At 38.6% G+C, this 22993-nt stretch carries 21 protein-coding genes, 1 tRNA gene and 2 pseudogenes; 6 read left to right on the forward strand and 18 right to left on the reverse strand.

The window, feature by feature from the left end; genetic code table 11:
* Positions 1–21: 21 nt before the first annotated feature.
* The 4 genes from ACIQZD_RS08955 to ACIQZD_RS08970 form a co-directional block, all read right to left on the reverse strand.
* Positions 22–507 (reverse strand): hypothetical protein, encoded by a 486-nt coding sequence (locus ACIQZD_RS08955; RefSeq protein ID WP_402902097.1) that lies wholly within the window; start codon positions 505–507, stop codon positions 22–24.
* Positions 508–1094: 587 nt separating this feature from the next.
* Positions 1095–1406, reverse strand: coding sequence for a DUF3870 domain-containing protein (locus ACIQZD_RS08960; protein WP_048682993.1), 312 nt, complete (start codon positions 1404–1406; stop codon positions 1095–1097).
* A 23-nt stretch (positions 1407–1429) separates the two neighbouring features.
* Entirely contained in the window at positions 1430–2635 is a 1206-nt protein-coding gene (locus ACIQZD_RS08965; protein WP_402902049.1) for an acyl-CoA dehydrogenase family protein, read from the reverse strand.
* A gap of 14 nt (positions 2636–2649) precedes the next feature.
* The gene (locus tag ACIQZD_RS08970; protein WP_402900930.1) at positions 2650–3837 is read right to left on the reverse strand and encodes a CaiB/BaiF CoA transferase family protein; all 1188 of its coding nucleotides are present in this window, start codon (positions 3835–3837) and stop codon (positions 2650–2652) included.
* Positions 3838–4284: 447 nt separating this feature from the next.
* Between ACIQZD_RS08970 and ACIQZD_RS08975 the strand changes: the two genes are divergently transcribed.
* Positions 4285–5223, forward strand: a complete 939-nt coding sequence (locus ACIQZD_RS08975; protein ID WP_402900933.1) for a DHH family phosphoesterase — start codon at positions 4285–4287, stop codon at positions 5221–5223.
* 321 nt (positions 5224–5544) lie between these two features.
* Here the strand turns inward: ACIQZD_RS08975 and ACIQZD_RS08980 are convergent, their stop codons facing one another.
* From ACIQZD_RS08980 to ACIQZD_RS08995, 4 genes are all read right to left on the reverse strand, one after another.
* Positions 5545–6561 (reverse strand): aliphatic sulfonate ABC transporter substrate-binding protein, encoded by a 1017-nt coding sequence (locus ACIQZD_RS08980; protein ID WP_350301792.1) that lies wholly within the window; start codon positions 6559–6561, stop codon positions 5545–5547.
* 35 nt (positions 6562–6596) lie between these two features.
* On the reverse strand, positions 6597–7355 hold the full coding sequence (locus ACIQZD_RS08985; protein ID WP_402900938.1) for an ABC transporter permease: 759 nt from the start codon (positions 7353–7355) through the stop codon (positions 6597–6599).
* The gene (locus ACIQZD_RS08990) at positions 7288–8130 is read right to left on the reverse strand and encodes an ABC transporter ATP-binding protein (protein WP_402900941.1); all 843 of its coding nucleotides are present in this window, start codon (positions 8128–8130) and stop codon (positions 7288–7290) included. The genes ACIQZD_RS08985 and ACIQZD_RS08990 overlap by 68 nt, the downstream gene beginning before the upstream one ends.
* Before the next feature lie 251 nt (positions 8131–8381).
* Positions 8382–10484: a YhgE/Pip family protein gene (locus ACIQZD_RS08995; RefSeq protein WP_402900943.1), complete on the reverse strand. Its 2103-nt coding sequence runs from the start codon at positions 10482–10484 to the stop codon at positions 8382–8384.
* Positions 10485–10794: 310 nt separating this feature from the next.
* Between ACIQZD_RS08995 and ACIQZD_RS09000 the strand changes: the two genes are divergently transcribed.
* Positions 10795–11487: a DUF421 domain-containing protein gene (locus ACIQZD_RS09000; RefSeq protein WP_402900947.1), complete on the forward strand. Its 693-nt coding sequence runs from the start codon at positions 10795–10797 to the stop codon at positions 11485–11487.
* A 178-nt stretch (positions 11488–11665) separates the two neighbouring features.
* Here ACIQZD_RS09000 and ACIQZD_RS09005 read toward each other — a convergent pair whose 3' ends face one another.
* Both ACIQZD_RS09005 and truA read right to left on the reverse strand, forming a co-directional pair.
* Positions 11666–12190 carry a type 1 glutamine amidotransferase domain-containing protein gene (locus ACIQZD_RS09005; RefSeq protein ID WP_402900950.1) on the reverse strand — a complete coding sequence of 175 codons (525 nt, stop codon included), beginning with the start codon at positions 12188–12190 and terminating at the stop codon, positions 11666–11668.
* 109 nt (positions 12191–12299) lie between these two features.
* Positions 12300–13037 carry a tRNA pseudouridine(38-40) synthase TruA gene (gene truA, locus ACIQZD_RS09010; RefSeq protein WP_402900953.1) on the reverse strand — a complete coding sequence of 246 codons (738 nt, stop codon included), beginning with the start codon at positions 13035–13037 and terminating at the stop codon, positions 12300–12302.
* 1152 nt (positions 13038–14189) lie between these two features.
* Here truA and ACIQZD_RS26200 point away from each other — a divergent pair.
* Positions 14190–14767: pseudogene (locus ACIQZD_RS26200) on the forward strand (site-2 protease family protein); the annotation flags it as partial.
* 70 nt (positions 14768–14837) lie between these two features.
* Positions 14838–15311, forward strand: a complete 474-nt coding sequence (locus tag ACIQZD_RS26205; RefSeq protein WP_483878402.1) for a hypothetical protein — start codon at positions 14838–14840, stop codon at positions 15309–15311.
* A gap of 97 nt (positions 15312–15408) precedes the next feature.
* On the opposite strand, the pseudogene ACIQZD_RS09020 reads toward ACIQZD_RS26205, so the two are convergent.
* From ACIQZD_RS09020 to ACIQZD_RS09050, 7 genes and pseudogenes are all read right to left on the reverse strand, one after another.
* Positions 15409–15591 (reverse strand): annotated as a pseudogene (locus ACIQZD_RS09020) (hypothetical protein); the annotation flags it as partial.
* Between the two features lie 282 nt (positions 15592–15873).
* Positions 15874–16431 (reverse strand): DUF5381 family protein, encoded by a 558-nt coding sequence (locus ACIQZD_RS09025; protein WP_402900959.1) that lies wholly within the window; start codon positions 16429–16431, stop codon positions 15874–15876.
* Positions 16432–16613: 182 nt separating this feature from the next.
* Positions 16614–17486, reverse strand: a complete 873-nt coding sequence (locus ACIQZD_RS09030) for an HNH endonuclease (RefSeq protein ID WP_402900962.1) — start codon at positions 17484–17486, stop codon at positions 16614–16616.
* A gap of 207 nt (positions 17487–17693) precedes the next feature.
* Entirely contained in the window at positions 17694–19328 is a 1635-nt protein-coding gene (locus tag ACIQZD_RS09035; RefSeq protein ID WP_402900965.1) for an ATP-binding protein, read from the reverse strand.
* Between the two features lie 358 nt (positions 19329–19686).
* Entirely contained in the window at positions 19687–20103 is a 417-nt protein-coding gene (locus ACIQZD_RS09040) for a hypothetical protein (RefSeq protein WP_034314390.1), read from the reverse strand.
* A gap of 232 nt (positions 20104–20335) precedes the next feature.
* Positions 20336–20575, reverse strand: coding sequence for a hypothetical protein (locus ACIQZD_RS09045; RefSeq protein ID WP_402900968.1), 240 nt, complete (start codon positions 20573–20575; stop codon positions 20336–20338).
* 346 nt (positions 20576–20921) lie between these two features.
* A tRNA-Val gene (locus tag ACIQZD_RS09050) sits at positions 20922–20993 on the reverse strand.
* Between the two features lie 211 nt (positions 20994–21204).
* Here ACIQZD_RS09050 and ACIQZD_RS09055 point away from each other — a divergent pair.
* Entirely contained in the window at positions 21205–21426 is a 222-nt protein-coding gene (locus ACIQZD_RS09055) for a hypothetical protein (protein ID WP_076367067.1), read from the forward strand.
* Positions 21427–21444: 18 nt separating this feature from the next.
* On the opposite strand, the gene ACIQZD_RS09060 is transcribed toward ACIQZD_RS09055, so the two are convergent.
* On the reverse strand, positions 21445–22002 hold the full coding sequence (locus tag ACIQZD_RS09060) for a phosphatidylglycerophosphatase A family protein (protein WP_101224089.1): 558 nt from the start codon (positions 22000–22002) through the stop codon (positions 21445–21447).
* A 192-nt stretch (positions 22003–22194) separates the two neighbouring features.
* Between ACIQZD_RS09060 and ACIQZD_RS09065 the strand changes: the two genes are divergently transcribed.
* Complete coding sequence (locus ACIQZD_RS09065) at positions 22195–22917, forward strand: alpha/beta hydrolase (RefSeq protein WP_402900972.1); 723 nt, start codon at positions 22195–22197, stop codon at positions 22915–22917.
* Positions 22918–22993: the final 76 nt, after the last annotated feature.

Raw genomic sequence — 22993 nt, forward strand, 5'->3', positions numbered from 1 at the left:
CCACATTCAAAAGGCCGATCTTCACGTACAAGCAACAAATGCTCCGCTTGCAGCACTAAACGTTGCACGAGCAGGAATAGGAATCGGTCCACTTGTGGTACTCAAAGGGGCACGAGTAGGTCCACCTGCAGCACGCAAAGGCGCACCAGCAGGAAACGATCCACCTGCGGCACTCAAAGGGCCTCTTGCTGGAAACGATCCACTTCCGGCACTCAAAGGGGCACGAGTAGGTCCACCTGCAGCACGCAAAGGCGCACCAGCAGGAAACGATCCACCTGCGGCACTCAAAGGGCCTCTTGCTGGAAACGATCCACTTCCGGCACTCAAAGGGGCTCTTGCTGGAAATGGAGATCGACATGCAGCACACAAAGGCGCACCTGCAGAAACCGGTGTTCTATATGCAGCAGACAAAGGCGCGCCAGCAGAAACCGGTGTTCCTCTAACCACTGCAGGTGGCTTTGCTGCAATAACTTTCGCAATAAACGGAAATGGTGCTTCTAGTTTCATGGTTCCGTTTTAATTTTTACTGTTTATTAAGCTTTAATGTAAAGCCAATTCCTATATAAAAACACAAAACTCGCCACTATTTGACGAGTTTTTGTGTTTTTATCGGTTATATCCATCCAACAGTTAATATGCTGTTATATCGGGTTGAAAAACAGCATGAAGAGCTTCATAACGTATACGAAGAAGGAGAACGTTATAAACACATTTAACAAAACAAAAATATCTCACCGTTCTTGATAAAAAGGCTATGAAGTTGATTAAGGGAATAAGGAGAAATTGATATTATGTGGTTTTTAAATACTAGGCAAATCCCCAGTGTTTTTATGAAATCTCTCCTTTGTAATTTAAAAAGTCCCCAGATACTTTGGTTTATAGCTTGGTTTATCTAATTATGCAAGACTTCTTCTCTTAGGCTAGGCGTATTTTTTTAGCCTGATAAGCCTAACCAATCCAAAACCCAAAAATCAAGGCAGCCGGTTAAAATAGTTCCACTATTATTTTCATAAAATCCGCAGCTCCATCATCTACCTGAACATATTAAAAAGGATCCTACCCTCATACATACGGTAGAATCCTCCCAGTATCGCTTATTTAACGGAGACCAATTCGAACTGTGCATACACATCCTTCAGCCCTGCTTGAATGGCTTGACCAGCCTTCCCACGATAATGCATTTGCACCCGATCAATCAATTCTTCGATACCATCTTTCAGGCAATAACCGCGCAGCAGCTGACGAATGAATTCCCTTCCATGTTCTGTAGCAAGCGTACAGGAAGCCTCGACTATTACTCCATATTTAAAGTCAAGCTCCACCGTGATCGTGATCGAATCATATATATTTCTCGCTGCCATCCCTTGTGGAAGCTTTGCATGCCCTGCAATAAAGTATGTGTTCATCATCTGATCTCCTCTATCTATAGTTAATGTACGGAAACCTGCTCGAAGGGCCATGCAGGCAATTGCTTACGAAGCTCTTTATCTTGTCTGTAGCCAAGTGCGTATTCACCCTGCATTACAGTATGAATCTCACGGGTTCCTTCATAAATGACCGGAGCTTTTGAATTCCGCAGAAAACGTTCCACTGGATATTCATTCGAGTAGCCATAGGCACCATGAATTTGAACAGCATCATTGGCAGCTTCGTTTGCTGCATTACATGATACCCACTTGGCAAGCGATGTTTCCTTCGTATTCCTTTTTCCTTGATTTTTCAAGGTACCCGCTTTAAAGACGAGCAATCTGGAAATCTCTAAATTTGCGGTCATCTTGGCAATCATCTGTTGAACGAGCTGATGCCTGCCAATCTCTTTTCCGAATGTGCTTCTTTCATGGCAATACTTCAAGCTTGCTTCCAGGCTTGCTTCTATTAACCCTACAGCACCTGCGGCCACTGTAAACCGGCCGCTGTCCAATGCCGACATGGAAATTTTAAAGCCCTCACCTTCTTCACCAAGCCTATTCCCCACTGGAACTTTTACATCCGTTAAAAAGATTTCGCCTGTATTCCCGGCACGAATCCCCAATTTCCCTTTAATGGCTTTCGACTCCACTCCCTCGAAAGTCCGTTCCACAATAAAAGCAGTGATACCCCTAGAACCGGCATCATGATCCGTCTTGGCGAAGATAAGGAAATGATCTGCATAATCACAGAGCGAAATCCATGTTTTAGACCCGTTCAAGATATAATGGTCCCCAACACGTTTTGCCGTTGATTTCATTGCAGCAACATCAGACCCTGCATTCGGTTCAGTCAGACCGAAAGCACCTATCTTGATCCCTTTTGCCTGCGGTACTAAATATTTCTGTTTTTGTTCTTCCGTCCCCCATTGCAGCAGGGTCATGCTATTCAACCCTGTATGTACAGAAACTGCAGTACGATAAGCCGTATCGCCTCGCTCCAGCTCTTCACAAACGATGGCCAGGGTATTATAATCCATTCCGACTCCGCCATACTCTTCTGGTATACAAACGCCCATCAACTGCAATTCCGCTAACCTTTTTAAAATATGTGGCTGGAATTGACCTTGCCTATCCCACTCTTGAATGTAAGGGATAATTTCCTTATCGACAAATTTCCTTACCACTTTCTTCACGCTTTGCTGCTCTTCTGTTAATTCGAAATTCATCATTAAAATTCCTCCTAAATAATTTTATTTTCCTTGAATTTGCTTATTTGATTTGGACTATATCCAATATCAGCCAAAATGGAATCGGTGTGCTCACCATAGAGCGGCGGATGCTTTCTCATCGTAACCGGCGTTTTTGAAAGGTTCAGGGGCGATCCCGTCACTCTAAGATCTTCGATTGTGGGATGCTCCATGCTCACCAACATGCCTCTTGCGATGATTTGCGGATCCTCGAACATCTCTGCTATATCATTGATCGGACCATTGGGTATCCCTGCATCATCAAACAGACTTTTCCATTCCTTCTTTGTCTTTCCTTTCAACAAATCCTCTATTATCGGTATTAATACTTCCTTGTTTTGCAAACGTTTTTCATTATGCTTAAACTGTTCCTGCTGGGCTAAATCAGGTCTGCCTATAACGGTTGAAAATCTCCGGAACTGATCATCATTTCCTACTGCCACGACAAGCTCTCCATCTCTTGTCCGGAATGTCTGGTATGGAACGATATTAGGATGCTGGTTTCCCATTCTTTCAGGGGTCAAGCCACTGAATAAATAGTTGCTGGCGACATTCACCAATGAAGAAACCTGACAATCCATTAACGAAATATCAATTTCCTGACCTTCCCCCGCTTTCTCCCTATGATGTAAAGCGGATAAAATGCCAATGCATGTATACAAGCCAGTCAATATGTCAGCTATGGCCACCCCGACCTTCACGGGACTCCCATCTTTTGCTCCTGTGATGCTCATCAAACCACTCATCGCTTGAATGATATAGTCATAGCCAGGCAAATCCTTATAAGGTCCTGTTAAACCAAATCCCGTAATCGATGCCAAGATCAGTTTGGGGTTCATTTCCTTTAAATCCTCATAACCTAACCCCATTTTTTCCAATGTACCCGTCTTGAAATTTTGAATGACTATATCCCCTGAAGCCACTAACTTCCGGAAAATCTCTTTCCCTTCTTCGGACTTTAGATTCAAGGTCATGCTTTGCTTATTTCGATTGGCACATAAATAGTAAGCGCTTTCTCCTTGGGCGAATGGCGGACCCCATCCTCTCGTTTCATCACCTGATTCATGATGCTCGATTTTAATAACATCGGCACCCAAATCACCGAGAATCATTGAACAAAACGGCCCCGCCAAAACACGGGATACATCGATAATCCTGACTCCCTCCAAAGCTCCATTCATATCATCACCCCTTTCAAACTGTCGGGATACACAAAAAAGAGCCAGTAAAACCAACAATGTCATTACATTGAATGTTTCACTGACCCTTATCCACGAACTGTCTTCCTGCAAAGGAAGATCAAGTGAACCAAGTCAATTTTTATGGATTCCAGTTTTATAACAAGCCGGCCATGCAACAAGGTAATTTGTTGTCATCGGTTTGGTAAATTAAGTATAGTTCCATTTTTTGAATTTTGCAATAATTTTGTTTGGACGTTTTTATTACTTCCACTGAAATACTCTGTAGTATACCTCCCGTTAATATAAAAATACTTCCAGTAGTAATCGGAATTGCCTTTATTCGTGAGGCATGTGATGATTGAATATGCATAACTGTCAATATATGAATTATACATACTATCAATTATCGCTCGACAGACAAGGAAAAATTAAAAGGGAGATGGCGATATGGACAATAGAAAAACGGAAATAATCGAAGCGATCAAGAAATACCACACAATCATCATTCATCGCCATGTTAATCCGGATCCGGATGCATTGGGATCACAAATCGGTTTAAAGAAGCTATTGAAGCATTCCTACCCTTCTAAAGAAGTCTATGCGGTAGGCGAAGAAGTGGATAAGCTTCTATTCATTGGTGATATGGATGTCATTTCCGATAATAAATACAAAGGTGCCTTAGTGATTGTTTGTGATACGGCCAACATTTCACGGATCAGTGATTCCCGCTATGATCAAGGGGACATGCTGATCAAAATTGACCACCACCCTGAATATGAACAATTCGGTGATCTTTCTTGGGTCGACCCTTCTTATAGCTCTGCAAGTGAAATGCTTGTTGATTTATTCTTGGAATTCCCAGTGGGCTTTATCATGAATAAAGAAGCGGCTAAATCATTTTATGCAGGAATACTTAGTGATACAGGGAATTTCATGAATGGGAATACCACTCCGAGGACATTAAAGATGGTTTCGCACTTAAGAACTTATAATATTCAGCCAGAAAGAATCCATAACAGTCTTAATGTAAAGGAAAAAAACGCTTCAAGACTTCAAAAAGACATCCTCATGAGCTTCAAGGTAACCGATAAAGGTGTAGCTTACTTCATTATTACGGAGAAACTTTTAAATATGTATGGTGTGGATCGACTCGAAGCTTCGAATTTAGTCAATACACTATCAAGTGTCAGGGGCAATAAAATCTGGGCTTTCTTCATCGAATATCCTTCTGAAATCCGTGTCAGGATACGTTCACGGAATATTCCCATCGCTTCAGTCGCACGTCAATTCAATGGAGGAGGACATTCACTGGCTTCAGGAGCTACCATCCATTCCTGGGAAGAGGTTGATCATGTTATCCAAGCATTGAATCAAGTCTGTCCATAACAGGGAATCCATGACCTGCGGTGGTTATATGCAGGATTATTTCCCCAATTTAATTAAAACGGATTAATTCGGCCTTCACCGGAAAATAATTCAACCCACAACGTAATAATTTGATCTAATTTTGATTTATTCGACCTGTACTGTCATTAATTCGACCTACCACGTAATAATTCGACCTAATTTCGATTAATTCAACCTATACTGGAATTAATTCGACCTATGCAGGATTTATTCGACCATTACTGGGATTAAATCCAACCTTCACCTGATTTCAAAAAAAGCGCCAAAGCCAGGATGGCTGAGGCGCTTGCTTGTTTCAATTTATTTGGACACTTCTTGAAGAATTGATAAATCGATCATGCCTTTTATATCATTGCTAGGGATATAACCAGCTTCTTTGCTTATGTCGGCCATTTCCTGAATGACTTGCTCATTAACTTCGGTTGTCACTTCGAGGCGTGAAAATGCTGAAGCCACTTCTTCTTTACTTAATTCTTTTCCAGTCAGTTCCTTCAAATGCTTAATAACCAGTTCTTGGCTTTCTTCAGGGTTGTCTTGTATAAACTTCACCGCTTTTTCATGCGCTTTCAAATAAGAAGCAGCGAGCCCCTTTTTATCCAAGAACTTCTGGCTTGCAGCCACTACCGTGTTAGGTGAATCTTTCCCCCATGCAAATTGATCCCAGTCAAGCAGTAACTTTCCTTTTGCCTGGTTTTCCAATACATAACCCCATGGTTCCTGGGTTGCTGCTGCATCGACTGATTTTTGGACAAAAAGGGCGGTTGTGTCAGCAGGTGCTGCCGCATACAGTTCAACTGTGCCCCCATTTGTGGTCGGTTTTAAGTCAACATCTTGAAGGGCCTTCCTAAGCATGACATCCTGTGTGCTTCCAATGACGGGAATCGCTACCTTTTTACCGCCCAAATCTTTTAAATCCGTAACCTTGCTGCCCTCACTAGCAACAAGTACGGCGCCTCCATTAACAGCCCCGGAGATCAAGTGGTATTCAGGGTTTTTTACGTAAAAGTTAAGCAATGGACCAGGGCCGACCGTTCCGACATCAATGGCGTTTGTAGCCATTGCTTCCATGAATAATCCGCCATTGGCCACTGTTTTGGTTTCAATCTTAACATCTTTACCAAACTCTTCTTCGAAAAAGCCTTTTTCAAGCGCAATGATCGTTGCACTGTGGGTTAAGTTAGGAAAATACCCAATTTTCACGGATTTCCCCCCGGAACCTTCTCCTTCTTCATCATTACTGCTGGATTGAGTGCATCCGCTTACTATTCCGATTAACAATACAGACAGTATAAGGGCAAAAAAAGATTTTTTCAGCATATTTTTCTCTCCTTTTAAACTATTATTTTATTAAACTACCGTTGATTCACTCCCCATTTCAATTGAACATTACGTTCAAGACGGGAGAAGACGACATTATCCACGATTGTTCCGATGATTGCGATGATGATCATCACGGAGATGACCAAATCCATTTGTCCCAGTGATCTGCCCATTTCCAGCAATTGTCCAAGACCGCCTCCCCCGCCAAGTAATTCACCGGCCATCAATGCACGCCAGGAAAAGGCCCATGCGATTCGGAGACCGGATATTATTTGCGGGACGGATGCTGGTAAAATTACGGTGCGAAGAAAATGAAACCCGGTCGATCCATATGTTTTTGCAACCCGCTGATACAACTGGGGTACATTCCGGAATCCACTCGTTGCATTAACCGTCATCGTCCAAGTTGCGCCGATGGTGACGATGAAGAGGATCGAAAAATCATTCAATCCAAACCAAATGATCGCTAAAGGGAACCACACGATACTCGGGATGGACTGTAATGCCGTCACGACGAATCCTAAAGTGTCTTCGACCAATTTAAAGCGCCAAATGAAATATCCTAATATCAGACCTACTATAATGGCAATCATAAAGCCGATAAAGATACGGCCAAGGCTTTTTCCGATGGCTTCGGTTATTTGTCCGCTCATCAGTCCATTAAACAGAGTTTCCAAAACCTGAGTCAGGCTTGGGAACATGAAATCCGGAAGACTGGAAAGTCTAGATGTGACTTCCCATATCCCCGCTATCATCGCGATGAATATGATTCGTCTTAAAGCTGTAATCATTCCCCATTTCCTCCTTCAGCACTTTTTCAATTTCCTCCTGCAAAATCGATAGAACCCTTTGTTCTGTATGCAAAGTTACACTATCCGGCATAACTCCATCTTTCATGGAAGGGACGGAAATCGTCTCTTTGATTTTCCCGGGACGGGTAGCAAAGACGATAATTTTTTCGGAAAGCTGAACAGCCTCACGAATATTATGGGTAACGAAAAAGATCGTCACTTTAGTTTTTCTCCAGATTTCGAGCAGCTCTTTATGCAAGACCATCCTCGTTTGCTCATCAAGCGCGGAGAATGGCTCATCCATCAACAGGATATCCGGTTCCATCACCAATGCTCTTGCGATGGCTACCCTCTGTTTCATGCCCCCTGAGAGTTGATGTGGATAGGAGTCAACATACCGGCTGAGGTGAACCATCTTTAAAATGTCCAATGCCTTGGCTTTAGCCTCTTCATTGGGCATTTTCTTTAACTTCAATCCGTATGTAACATTTTCAAGTACCGTCAACCAAGGAAATAATCCCGCCTCTTGAAACACTACAACCCGTTCCGGACCTGGCTTCACCACTTTTTTCCCAGCTACACGTATTTCACCTGCATCTGCCTTATCAAGGCCGGCAATCAGATAAAGGAGCGTGGATTTACCACATCCAGAAGGACCGACGATCGAAACGAAGCTTCCTTTCTCGACCTCTATGTTTATCTTATCGAGCACCTTTATGCTATCTTTCTTTTCATTCTTAAAACTTTTTTCAATGCCATCTATTGTTAAATACATAAAGTCACCCCACTTTTATATCGCATCGATTTACTAAACATTATTTCTTAATAATGATTAATCCAATGGTTTTTGTCAACTATAAAAATGCAAAAATTCTAATTTATCGGTATCTTTCTATTCAACTGTCAATGTATTGATAAATATTCCAGACTTACACAAAAATACATATGAACAAATTCCAATCAGCAAATAAAAAAACCCGAGCCCTTTGTAAGGGTTCAGGCTAATTTTAACATCTTCCGATAACGTTAAAAAATCCTGCTTCCATACAATTTATCCTTCATCTTTTGTGTCCTTGCATGCAGAGGCTTTTTCAAAATGACACCTAAGGTGAGTGTGAATATTAAAAAGAGAATCAGGATAAAAATGTCCTTGCCAGCTACGCTCCAAGTTATTCCCCCAACAGATTCACGAAGTAAACCCACAGCATAGGTGAACGGCAAGAACGGGTTAATATGCTGAAAAAAGGGCGGTGTGACCTGAATCGGGAAGGTGCCTCCTGAACTTGATATTTGAAGGACCATCAAGACGACGCTTATCCCTTTTCCAACATTTCCAAGAACGGAAACGAAGGTGTAGACAATGAGTGTAAATACTGTACTTATCAGAACGGAAAACAGGATGTACTCAAATTTATCCGCTACATACACACCGATCAGGATGATATTCCCAATGGAAACACTAAGGGCCTGCATCACCCCAATGATGAAAAATATAAGATACCGACCGATATAAATTTGATACGGGCTGTAGACCTTTTGAGAAACACCCACGCTAAGCATGGAAATCAATATTGTACCGCCGACCCAAAGGGAAAGTGCCGTAAAGAAAGGAGACATGGCGGATCCATAGTTCGGAATCGGAAAGAGACTGTGTTTATTGAGCAGCACTGGTTCTGAAAAAAATTCACTTTCTTGTTCAATATCATTCCTTAGGAAATCGATCACTTCTTCCATATTATAAGACTTATCGAATTCCCTCATTTTAGAAGCTAGAGCCTTTATTTTCGTTTCGATTTCCGGAAACTTATTCTGTAACTTATCGATATCCCCTGTACGTGTTTCCAATGTTCGATTGGTCTCATTCAACAGCGTCCTCACCTCAGGAAGAACCTTGGCGCCCTCCTCCATCGTAAGCTGGACATTATTCAATATTGCTTCCGTTTCATTCCAGACTTCAGTGAATTTTGGCCCCGTTTCCTTTGAATAGCTCTCCTGGAATCTTGCCAAGACTTGATCATTGTTCCCAGCAAGTTCGATAAGATTGCCGAAAGCTCGGTTATTCAGCGCTTGAAGTTGTTTCGAAGCATTATCCCTTAGTTCATCAACCAGCTGTATTTCTGGCTGAATCAAGTTTTTCTCATTAAATTGATTGACCCTCACCAATAAATTATACATACTGTCCAAAAGGTACAGCTCTTTATTTATCCTCGTTATCCCTTGTTCCACTAGATGATCATACTCATTGCCAGGCAAACCCTGACCCGTTAACCGGTTCGCCAGCACTATAACGGATTCATTATCGCTCCTGATGTTCGCAATATCATTTTTCAAAAGGGGATTGATTTCTGTGAATGCCTGCCTTGTTGAATCTACATAACTAGAAACGTCCGATACCATTTTATCCTTTTGCGATGTTATTCCTTCTATTGAATCCAGGCCATCATTAACCTTCTTAATGATATCTTCAGCCTTTTTAACATGTGTTTGAACGGTTTTGATATTTTGCTCAAGCTCAGGCAGTTCACCCTCTAATAAATACACCATATTCTTCATTTTTTGAATCGTCGGCAACTCGTTTTGCAAGGTGATTCCCAGTTCATTAAAGATTGCAAGGATACTGCCACTGGCTGATTTGATAAAGGCTTTGCTCACATTGTCCACAATGCTGTTGGCACCCGCTGCCGTTATTTTAGGAGCAATGGAATTGATCTTTTCATTAACATAGTAATCAATTTCCGCCTTCTTAGGTTCATCGGTCATGATCGTCGCAATATGTTCGGAAAAGTTCTCCGGAATGATGATGGATGCATAATAATCACCCTTTTCCACCTTTTCTATCGCTTCTTTTTCCGATGTGAATCTCCAGCCCAGATCCTTATTTTCCTTTAACCCTTCCATTACTTCCTTGCCTATGTTCACGGCTTCGCCATTTAACTCCGCACCTTTATCATTATTGGCAACACCGACAAGGATTCCTTCCGTATTTGCATACGGGTCCCAAGATGCGACAATATTAAACCACGCATAAATGGAAGGGATGAACATGAGAAAAACAACTACGATACAAACAAAGAAATTTTTATAAATGCTTTTTAAATCGTCAATGAAAATTTCCTGAATATTTCTCAAAACATACCCCCGTGCAAAAGTATTTTGATACTATTATTCGAAGAAATTACTTTAACGATACAAGTAAACATATCCATCAATTTTTCAGACCAAATAAAAAGAAGCAAGTAACGAACTACTTGCCTCCTTAGATTTCACGAATCTTGAATGCCTGGTTTAAAAAATAAAGCTATCAGTTTATGTAAGATGGGTTCCCGATTCAATGACGGTTTCTTGTCTTTTTCCTTTTTTAGTTACAGAATAAACGGCAAGGTGTAAGAACATACTATCACAAACGAAATGTCGGGAGTTTTGCAAGGGAGAAATAGTCATGTCAGAATCTGTTGAAATCATCTTTCGAACCTTGACCTCTTTTATTTTATTATGGGTATTTGTCCATCTCCTTGGTAAACAGACGATTGCCCAGAGGACCTATCACCTTTATATCGCTTCAATTACGATGGGGACAATTGCAGGGAATCTAGCATTCAATATTAAAATTAAATTCCTGTATTTTATCATTGCAATTATTATTATGGGTACCGTCGTTTATATGCTGAATCTTCTATCGATTAGAAATCCGCGCTTCGGGAAATGGATCGCTGGAGAACCTGCTACCTTAATTCAAAAAGGACAAATTCTCGAAGAATCAATGGAACGGATGGGGTATTCACTAGAATCTCTTAAACAGGCTTTGCGAGGAAAAGATATCTTCAACATTGAAGAAGTGGAATTTGCCCTTTTAGAGACAAATGGCTCCCTCTCTGTATTAAAAAAAGAACAATACCAAAATGCCGCCAAGCAGGATTTACCTTTACTGCCCTCTGCAGGATCTGTACCGATAGAACTGGTCCATGATGGAAAGATTCTTTATGAAAACTTATCCAAACACACCTACGATTACGAATCGCTAGTGGCTGAACTCAAAAAAAGGAACCTTACTGTTTTTGATATCTCGTATGCTGTCGTAGGAACAAAAGGAAATTTGTATATTGACTTGATTAAGGATCAATCAAAGGAATAATCCTTTGGTTTTCAGTAAGTATCAGATATCTTAACAATAATTCGACCCATATCATGATTTGACCATGTTTCATAAAATTAAACTGGATTAAATGAGTTTTAATATTTCATAATTGGATAGCTGGAATAATAAAAGTGGTTTTTCCAGAAGGAAAAACCACTTTTTCAGCCTATTATATTTAACTCTTTTCAATCACGTTTATCAATTCCCTTAAATAATCCGGTAGATCAGGCGGACGCCTGCTTGATACAAGGTTTCCATCTACTACGACGGGCTTATCTATCCAAGTTGCCCCCGCATTTTCCATATCATCTTTAATGCCCGGTGTACTCGTTACATTCTTCCCTTGTAAAATTTTAGCGGAGATCAATACCCAACCAGCGTGACAAATTTGCCCAATTGGTTTTTTACTATCTTCCATGCTTTGGATAAGTGATATCACTTCAGGAAACCGGCGAATTTTGTCAGGTGCCCAACCGCCCGGTACAAGAATGGCATCATATTCTTCAGCTTTAATACTGCCATACTCATAATCGGATATGGCTGGTACACCATATTTTCCAATGTATGTTTCATTCGCATTTTCTCCAGCGAGGTGAACAATCGCTCCTTCTTCTTTTAATCGCAAAATCGGATACCAGAGCTCTAAATCTTCAAAATCATGATGCACAAGACTGATTATTTTCTTTCCTGCTAATCTCATGAAAAACCTCTCCTTCTTTCGTTCTATTGCCCTTTACCATACTTCCCTATTACTTCCCTTTTTCTACTGCCTGTACACTAAACATTCATTAACCGATCATCAATATCCCCTAAAAATCAACCTTTACCAAGTACAACCCAGCTGCCTCCGCCATACGGCCCGTTTGGATTCTTTCTTTTGACTCTAAAATACTTGGTATATTTTCAGCATCTATTTCATTTAACCCTACTTCTATCAACGTTCCGACAATCTTCCTAACCATATTATAAAGAAATCCATCGCCTCGCACCGTAATTTGGATGAAGCCGGCATTTTCTTCTATATCAATGGAATATATCTCACGCACCATGGATTTTTTCTTAGACTTTGCATTTGAAAAAGCAGTGAAATCATGTTCACCTATAAAAAATTGACATGCTTTTTTCATTCTTGTGAGATCCAGCTTTTTCTCTACATGCATACTGTACTTTCGCATGAAAGGATTTGTATATTGCTCGTTCCAGATCTTATACAAATAGGTTTTATCCTTAGCATTATAACGGGCATGAAAACGTTCAGGAACTAGCCTAACCTCGACAACGCTGATATCTCGGGGTAAATATCTATTCAAATAATTCATGATCTCAGCTTCAGTCAGATTTTCACCGAGCTTAAAATTGGCGATTTGAGCAAGGGCATGTACACCGGCATCCGTTCTGCTGCATCCGATGATTTCAATTTTTTCCCCTGCCATTTCCGTTAATACATTTTCTATTTTCCCTTGAATCGTATCATCACTATTACCTAGTCGCTGCCAGCCTTTATAGCGCCCGCCATCATATTGAATGGTCAATTTATAATTGTTCATTGCGCCCTCCTTATTTTATTCCTGTAAAGTCATCTAAACAGAAAATTCTTGAAAAATACAAGCCCCCATACAACTCCTGCTGTATGAGGGAACAGATCGTCCTTTCTTAGAAACACATTTAAATTGTTAAGTTGTTAATGGGTTTTGTAACTGCTCCACAAGTCTACAGTAAAAGGAGTTCCATTTTAAGGGTTCGTTCAGGATACACCCCCACAGCCTCATGGACCCTGATTTATGTAAAGATCCTGCAGCTCATGCGATTCGATAGTAAATCCCAGCAATCAAACTAAAAAAGCACTTCTGCATAGTGTACCAAAGTGGCTAACGTCATGCAACGAACGAGCCGGCGTCACATATCCAGTTTCCGTGCAACTTTGTGCAATGCAGAATCACACAGAAATAATAAATGGAAATCAAAAAAAAAAAGACCCAAACCCCTGTGATATCAAGGATTCGTGCCTTTGGCAGTTGATGACCTGTGAGGGATTCGAACCCACGACCCCTTCACTGTCAAAACTATTTCACACTTATCTTCATCAGATAACAAATTATCCATAAGAGCAATAACAACCAATTTATTTTTTCACATGACAGCACTCTTTTGCTTAAGTCCTTTTTCAAGTAATTGGAATAATCATTGTCCAACTTATAAAATTTAACGAAAAAGCATTAAAAGGGACTTCCAATGAGTAAAAGAAGCGTTATTTATACAAAAGGTGAGTATATAACAGTAGCAATTATTTTCTCGATATTAATAGTGATTCAATACCCAATTATAGCATCATTCATTGTAATAGGTGCTTTGTTAGTTGGAACATCGCAAACCTCATTTTTTCCAGCCTTTTTTACTCTCCGTCCTTATAATTTGGTTGGAAAAACTTACTTTTTTCTTCTAATATACTTTCTCTACAGCTTCTTTATCAAAAATCATGTTCATTACCTCCATCTAGTATTCTGTGATAGGTGCACTCTATCTTAATTATAAAAAAATCTAATACTTGAAAGTTAATAATCTAGAAAAATATTCCTAAAAGGATATAATAAGGATATTAGCAAGATGATAAATCAAGAAGAAGCTCAGATAGACATAGTGTCACTGGGGTCATCTTTTTTCCCATTTACTCTAGGAGGTACATTTTGAAAGAATCTAAATTGAATAAAGGATGGTTAAGTTTGGGGGCAATCGGGTTATTTTTCCTAGGAAAAATGAAATGGTTGTTTGCGCTATTGAAAATAGCAAAAGTAGGTTCCCTGATTTCTATTTTCGTTTCATTAGGAGCGTATGCCTTGGTTTACGGTTGGAAATTTGCCGTAGCCCTAGTCTATCTAATTTACATCCATGAAATGGGGCATTTACTTGCTGCTAAGAGAAAAGGCATCAAAACATCCAATGCCATTTTCATCCCTTTTGTAGGAGCGTTAATTGCCCTTAAAGAAGAGCCCAAGAATGCTAACCAAGAAGCTTATCTTGCCTTCGGAGGGCCATTATTAGGTACATTAGCATTTCTACCAGCCATCCCCCTATTTATGATGACGGAAAATCCATTTTGGCTTTTAGTTATTACACTTGGAGCCATGATTAACCTATTTAACCTAATGCCTGTACATCCTCTTGATGGAGGACGTATAGTGGGAGTCATCTCCACAAAGCTTTGGGTATTAGGGATTATCGGAATGGTTGTATATTTGTTTCTCCATCCAAATCCATTTTTAATTCTTTTCTTATTATTGGGTATTTCTAAGTGGTGGAAAGAATTCCGTAGCGAGACTACCAGAAATCAAAGAGACATCATCATTGAATTGAATCAACTTGGTTTAAGGCAACTGGAACAATATGCAGGTGCAACAGATGAAGAAAGAATTCGCCTGGTTAATATTTGGAATATGGAATTAAGCCAGTTACATGAAAAGTTAAACAACATGAAGAGTTGGCATATCCCGCTATTTGATGATAATAAGCTAAAAGAAAAACAGCTGACCGAGGTAAAATTTAATATTTATAGATCCTTAATGGATGCTGCTAATTCGAATGAATACCAGTACGGACCGACCGATTTTGAAAATATAGGCACGTATGAACGAATAGAAGCAACGTTCTTTAAAGAAGTGCAAGAACAAACTGAAATTAGGGATAAAGAGAAATCCTATTACACATCGAGTCTCAAAACAAAAGTCATCTGGTTCTCATTATACATTGGGCTTGCCATTTTCTTAATGATAACAAGCTTGTATGCAGGTGATTTAATGGAGCAATACAAAACTTTATTACCGTAATACATTATGAAAAAGGGACCTCAATTTATGAAGGTCCCTTTTGTTTGTCCCATTTATCATAGTTTAGGATTACTAATCAAAATAATTCTGCCATTCCCTACAACGTGTGTACATTGTTCATTAATGGAAGTTCTATCCCCATTTCGTTTATGTAATAATATTTATTGTTCACAGTATCGTAGCCCATATCTTTTGTTGAAGTAAAACACACGCCATATTGATGGATTTCGGTACCTTCCAATGCCTTTAAATATTCTAATTTCACTCGAATAACTGAATATTTCCCCTTCTTTTTCTAACATTGTTTTTTTGGGAACATCATAAAAAGCTATCTTCGATATGGAAATACTTACAAATGATTACACACTCTACATGACTTGTAGAGACCGCAAACAAATGGATGTAGAAGTTGTTTTTACCGCTCAATTTTTGTTTAAACTCTTTGACATAAAAGTACTAGCATATGAACAATCCTTTTTACATTATGTATCATCGATAATGAAAAAGACAATTGGACGCGAATCACCAGCTTTGGACTGAGATCTTTTTATTTGAATGATCGTTAATCAATTTTCTGCTCTTGCCGCTCGTATTTGGCTACTCTTTGCAATTTATCTAAATCCACCTTACGATCCCATACTTTTTTTGCATTTTCTGTAATATAGGGATAAAGATATTGATCAACGACCACCTGATAATCCAGGTCATCAAGTAAATTATACGTACGAATTTTTATGGTTTTGTTATCAAGGGTGTCAATGACTATATCATTGATTAAATTCAGTGGATTTCTTACTAAATCGATATTCCGGATATTCTTAATATAAACTGTACCTTTCTTCGACTTAATCGTACCATTTTCACCTTGGACAATCGTTAACAGGACCTTTCCTGGAATAAAACCCGGAAGTGACCAAAGCGTTAGGTAAAGGTAAAAAGGAGTAAAGATGAGACCACCACCAAGGTAAAATAAAGAATACTTGGATTCAAATTTCAAACCGTATATGATTAAGAAAAAACAAGCAATTAAAAAACCTGCAGTCGCAAGAAACATCCACCCGTACATGAACTTTGACCCTTTTATCTGAATGGCGTTATTTTCTTTCTTAACGTTTACCAAATAATGCACCTCCTTAAGCTGGAAGAATCTTGTTGGATAATAATAGTTGATTAATAGATGCCTCATTTGCTCTCTGAATACTCAGGTCAAGGTTGATATCCCTTGTAGCTAGATTAGTATATAAATTTACTTATTATTATATAGGAAAAGCCATGGACCCTATGAAATCCATGGCCTTTTGTTTACCGTTGCATATGTAGTAGTTGCTTTAGTTCACTTTTTGATAACCACGGTCGTTTACGGTGTAGCATACGGTGGCAGTTAGCACATACTAGGGCGATATCCTCTACCTTTGTTTCTTGGTTATCGTCCATTTCCGATACAGGTTTCGTATGATGACCTTCTATATAACCATGTCCTAGTTCACCGTAATATTGTTCGAAATCAAACTCGCATACTTCGCAAAATAACTTACCGTGCTGTTGTAAGAATCGTTCCTTTGCAAGTTTAATAACAAGGGGGTTTCTTTCACGTACTAGATGCTGTTTTAATTTAACCTTTCCTTCTGGAAAACCTTCGTCATCTTCCGTAAACCCTATACGATCAATTTCGTTAAGTTTACGTAGTACATTACCTACGGAACTAAAACCGTACTCTAAAATTTCGTTTCCTTCTGTATCAGTAATACCCTGTCCAGACATAGTGGTATTTGCAAATTTAATATTAATATTGCTTAGATATACGGGGTTATCAAACAATTTGAAGTCGGTAAGAATTATACATCCTATTTGACCCGTATATGCATCAGTTCCAAACATGGTTTTCATTCTACCTATAAAACTTTCCTTATCTTCATCACCGTTAGCATTACGGTATCTGTCCCATGCTTCACCTGCCGTTAATACCTCGAAACGTATGTACGTAGCCATACCCAATACCGCTCTTTCTCCTTTAACTCTCTTATCATTTTTAACAAGAAAAAAGAACGGTTCTCCCATGGTTATCGATTTAAAGTTTTTAGTGTCCTTACGCCAGAAGTTAAATTCATCTGCTTCATTATGCGAAGATAAATTCGTAAACCATTCCCTAGAAGTAACCCCAATATAACCATTCATGTTTAAACCTCCTGCAACTAACTAATAATGCCTGTAAAATATTGTATCATTCTATTAACGTTATCATAGGGTGGATTTTTAGTTTTGCAGAAATCTCGGTTATGCAACCCACCACGTTGTTCTGATGCAATAATTTTAGATGACTTGAGAAACCCTTTGAATTTAATTATGATTAAATTCAAAGGGTTTTTTATCAGAAATCTATGTTTAATTTAGAAGCTTCCAGAACGCCATATCCTCCATAATTTCGTATCTATTATTGGTAACGGACGTGACTAAACTATAGTGTTTTTGAAGTTGCGCTATCTTTTTAACTATCTGCTCACCCTCAGCCTGATTTTCTGGACTGAAGATAGCTTGTACTTCCTTCTTTTTAATGGTAGGTACTCTATGTATAATCCAAGTCAATATATACTGAGCATAGTCATTATTTGTAGTTGCAAAGTGGTCTAAAAATTGGGTTGATAGGATTACACCAACGCCATATTCTCTTCCTTCTTTCATAATTTTCTTTAAAGAAGAGAAGTTTTGACTCAAGAAATTATCTGCCTCATCAACAAGTATCATTTTCGTTAATTCACGATAATCTCCTTGAATTGTACTGTGCCCTTTTGTAGACATCTGGGAATAGAAGGTGTCCAAAGTGATTCCTACTATCAAGTTCTGAACACTTGGATCATAACCAGCCAGATTTACAACCGTTACGCCTTGTATCATGTCGTATAAGGACTTTGTATTCTCACTATTTGGAGAAAAGATCTCAAAATCATAGATTTGTTTTAGTGCTGCATAAAGACTATCTTCTTTTACATCCTCCCTTTCCATTAATCGTTCAAATACATTATTTAATGTAGGTGGTACCAGGCCCCATGTAGCCATAACAGCCTTATAAATACCAGCTTGTGAATAAGCTTCAATGATTAAATCATTCAATAACTGCTGTTGCTTTATACCTAAATTAAAAGCATTAGCAATTGTTTCTTTAATGGTACTAGCTGTATGCAAAGGCAATAATGGCTTTAGTTGTTTTCCCCTATATAAAGATAACGGATTATACGGAAGGTGATATGGATGATACACTGTAGCGTTTGTCGCCCCTGTAAAGTCATCTTTAATATAGTCACCTTTATAGTCAAAGATGAGAACATCAATAGGTGTTCCATTTACATTAGATAGAGAACCATCATGTATCTGTTTAATGAGCGATTTAGTAAACTGAGTTTTACCCGTCCCCATCGTACCAATAATACCTGTATTCGTATGCATGATTTTACTAGTCGTAGTTGGATACCAATACAATGGTTCATTGCTGTTGGGTGATTGACCAAAAAGAATTCTTAATGGTTCAGTTTCGTCAGGCAATTTTGTAACGGAAGGTTCTATAACTAGAGAACTATTATGTGAGTCATGATTCGCCGTAACCGGAGCAATTGCATGGCTTTTTTCATAAATATTTTTCAAATTTTGCTTTTCTTCCGTTTGCAGTTCCTCAGGCATTTCCTCCTGTTCCATGTTAAGCATTTCGCCCTTCGGTTGTTTATATATATCCTCCCAGCCTTTTTTGAATTTCTCATATGCTTTTTGCATTGCGGATGGTGTTAAGTGGGTGTACACGTAGTAATTGTCTTTTACAAAGATATTTTTCTTTTTACTTCCATTTTTGGCTACGAAGTATTCTGAATCTGAAGTTCGGATTCCTGTGAACTCTATTGTTTCAATTGTTTTTTGTAAATCCTTTTCCATGAAGAACTGCCAGAAGTTGCGGAAGATTTGTGCGTGTGATTTTTCTGCCCATCTGATTATTTCACCATCTATGTTCATTTCAAATTCATGAGTGCTCATTAGTAAATCCTCCTATATTTCTCCTCTTTAAATATTAGTTTACTAAATTTTAGCTGGCAAATATAAATAAAGATATTAAATGAATTGGTTCTGTTGCAAAAATTTCTAGAGACTTGCAATTAATTTCGAATTTTTGGACATGGCGATACTATTACTCTAAAGAAGGTGCGTGATCAAAGTTAGAAATCAGGTTTAAACCTAAGCTTTCTAAGACAACTCCTCTTTCTCTGGGTCTTGTCTTATTGGATATCAGTTTAATTTCTCACTCAAAATTCAGCTCCAGAGAGATTCTCCAAGGAGGTTTCTTTTTCTTTTCTTGTTTTAGTTTAAAGTCGGGTCACCATTTTCCTAGAGTACATTAATTTATAAGCATTTTATCTAATTCACGAACTTTATCATATGACTCCAATAGTTGTTCAGGTATTAATGTTCTCCCATAATCCCAAGCATTAGTTTCTATTTCAGATTTTAGCTTTTCTTTTTCTTCTTCATGACCATACATTAAAATCCTTAGATCATGTTTGTTTTTCTTAAAATCCAAATAATAACCAATCATACGATAAAGAATAATTTTAACAAAGTCTTCCTCTGTCTCTTTAATTCTAATTTTCCCTTTATAACCGTTAACTTGAAGGTAATTGAATTTTATAGTATTGGTCGATACGTTATAACTCATAGGTGCACTTAGATTATTGTCAAATTCATAAATAATATCCAAATTGTGCTCATTTAATGTGTTTTTAATTATCTTTTCGATATCGCTTATATAAAGCATTTAACTATCACTTCCTTTTAAAGACTGACTTCATTATAGTAGTAGATTAAGTTATTCTTCCTTTATCAATATCATAAACTGTTGCGATCTTAAAATCACACAGTTAAAAATTAAGGAAATATTTACTATGTTGAGGATAAATCATACGAGAAGTGTAATTAATCCCTTAATAGAACCCTAATTGGAAAGGAATTTTACTTTTAATTAGTCTTCCATACTTTCCTCCTTCTATTTATTTCACTTTAAAACTTTCTATCATTGGTTGTAATTCTTCTTGATATTGTTCTACCATCATTTCAAGTGAAGGCATTGCATTATACTTTTCAAGCCAAGGAACGTAATGAAGTGCTACATTATGCGCAATATCAAAGTAGGGGACAGGTTCGTTGTAACCACACTCTCTGTGAGCTGAAAATTTATCTCTGAAGTCTTTCATCGTTTGCCGATATTTTGCATAGTCTTCATGCGTCATGTTCAGAGCTTCCAAGAAGTATTCCCGTGCATGGTATTTGGTAGTAAGGTAATCCAACACATTATAGTAAAGTGGGTTTTACCTAAGAATATAATTATGTACTTTTTAAAGAAAAGCAAAAAATACGGTCTTATTTTTAAAATCCATCGTGAGCTGAATAAGCAAAAGGCTTGACCTACAGTTCCTTGAAAAATTAATTATTATAAATAATTGTCCTGTAATGCGTTTTAATCCTTCTCTATCCGCCACCAATTGAGTAAATAATACAAAATGAACTATATTTTTTAAAAATAAAAAAAAGGCCCAAATCCTTGTGATATCAAGGATTTAAGCCTTTGTTAGTTGATGACCTGTGAGGGATTCGAACCCACGACCCCTTCCCTGTCAAGGAAGTGCTCTCCCACTGAGCTAACAAGTCGTATGTAATGACTGACTGGTTACTTAAGTACATAATTTATTATAAGTTTTTTTGTTAAAAAGTCAACGCATTATATTAAAAAAGTTTTATTTTTTTCTTATTTTATTTCCCCGCTCCGCAAAACACGAACGAACATTCCCTTTTCACTTGCATATAAAACGTATGTTCGCATATAATGATAGCAAGCAAGTCAGCAAAGGAGTGACAGGGAATGAAATATATACTTCGTAAACATATGGAAGAAAATGCTCCATTGGAGATAATTTATCTCTCCGAACAAGGTAAGATCACGCAGCGGAAAATTCAGGTGCTTGAAATTTATCCAGGCCATATTCACGCATTCTGTTTTCTAAGGCAGACAAAACGGACATTTAAAGTGGCCAATATCCTTTCTGCCCGCCTCATTAAGGCCAGGTTTGATAGGTCTGGCTAAAAGATTGTTAATCAAGGTTCAACCGATTAACTCTTCTTCTTCCTGGATGTCCTTTTCCTGTTCGGTTAACGATTCTTCTTCATCTCTCAGACGGTGAGCTAACCTTGAGGCGGCACTCGCGGCAATGCTTGCAACGATATCATCCAGGAAGGTATGCACGATTCCTTCTTGCTTCTTATCAAGTTCGTGTATGACGCCTATTTTATTTTTATCCAAATGGCCAAAGGTCGTTACAGCAATGCTTCCGTAACCGAGTACTGCACCAAAGGCAATCGTTTCATCCACTCCGAATAGCCCTTCATCAGACTCAACAATCGATTGCAGGGGTTCTGATAGCTTTTTTTGCTCGGCCAGTTTATCCAGCTCCACACCGACTAAAATGGCATGTTGAATTTCCCTTTTCAACAGGACACGCTCAACGCTGTGGATGCATTCCTCCAGCTTAAGATCAGCTTTGTACGGGAACTGCAATTCATAAACGATTTTTGCAATTGCCTCCACACTGACACCACGCTCTAATAATGTTCGTTTAGCCGCCTTCGTTACTTCCCTGCTGTGTACCTGTACATCTGCCATTTTATTCGCCACCTTTTTTATTGTATTATTTTTCTATATCCTTTTATTATAGCACCTTATTATTCAAATTTTTAGAAAATACAATGAAAATTTTCTATTCTAAAATCTTGTCACGGGAAAAAGTCGCAAGGCTATGCTAAAATAATCAAGTAAGTTGTTTTTCATTATTAATTATCATTGAGGTGCGGGAGAATGAGTTTACGCAAAGGCACAATTAAAGAGTACATGTTTAAAAGCGAGGCTTTAGCAGAAGAATTGGAACTGCTTGTTTACTTGCCTGCTAATTTTTCGCCATTGTATAAATATTCGCTTGTGATTGCTCAGGATGGCCGTGATTATTTTCAAATGGGTCGAATTGGCCGGGTAGCAGATGAACTGTTAGGGAACGATGAGATTGAGAATATCATCATTGTCGGCATTCCTTATAAAGACCGCTTTGACCGCAGGCGCAAATATCATCCGGACGGGGAACAGCACAATGCATACATACGTTTTCTTGCCCATGAACTTGTCCCGTTTTTAGATGATGAATTCCCAACCTATCAAATGGGACATGGTCGAACTTTGATCGGTGACTCTCTTGGCGGTACAGTTTCCTTATTGGCCGCACTAAAGTATCCGCATACATTCGGTAAATGCATCATGCAGTCGCCACTTGCCAATGAAGCAGTAATGGATGCTGTACGTAATTTTGAGGATCCGCATCTCCTCGAACTCTATCATGTAATCGGGACTGGCGAAACAGATGTTCCGACGACGGATGGCAACAAGGCAAACTTCATAGAACCCAACAGGGAATTGCATAAATTAATTAACCAAAAAGGATTTCCTTACTTCTATGAAGAATTTGAAGGTAATCATACCTGGAAATACTGGCAGGCAGATTTAAAACGAGCACTATTGGAAATGTTCTAACCATCTCTTTTTGAGATGGTTTCAAGAAAAAACATGTCCAACTATAATACAACAATAAAAAAATATCAGGAGGTTT

Source organism: Peribacillus sp. NPDC096447 (assembly GCF_044762725.1).
GTDB lineage: Bacteria > Bacillota > Bacilli > Bacillales > DSM-1321 > Peribacillus.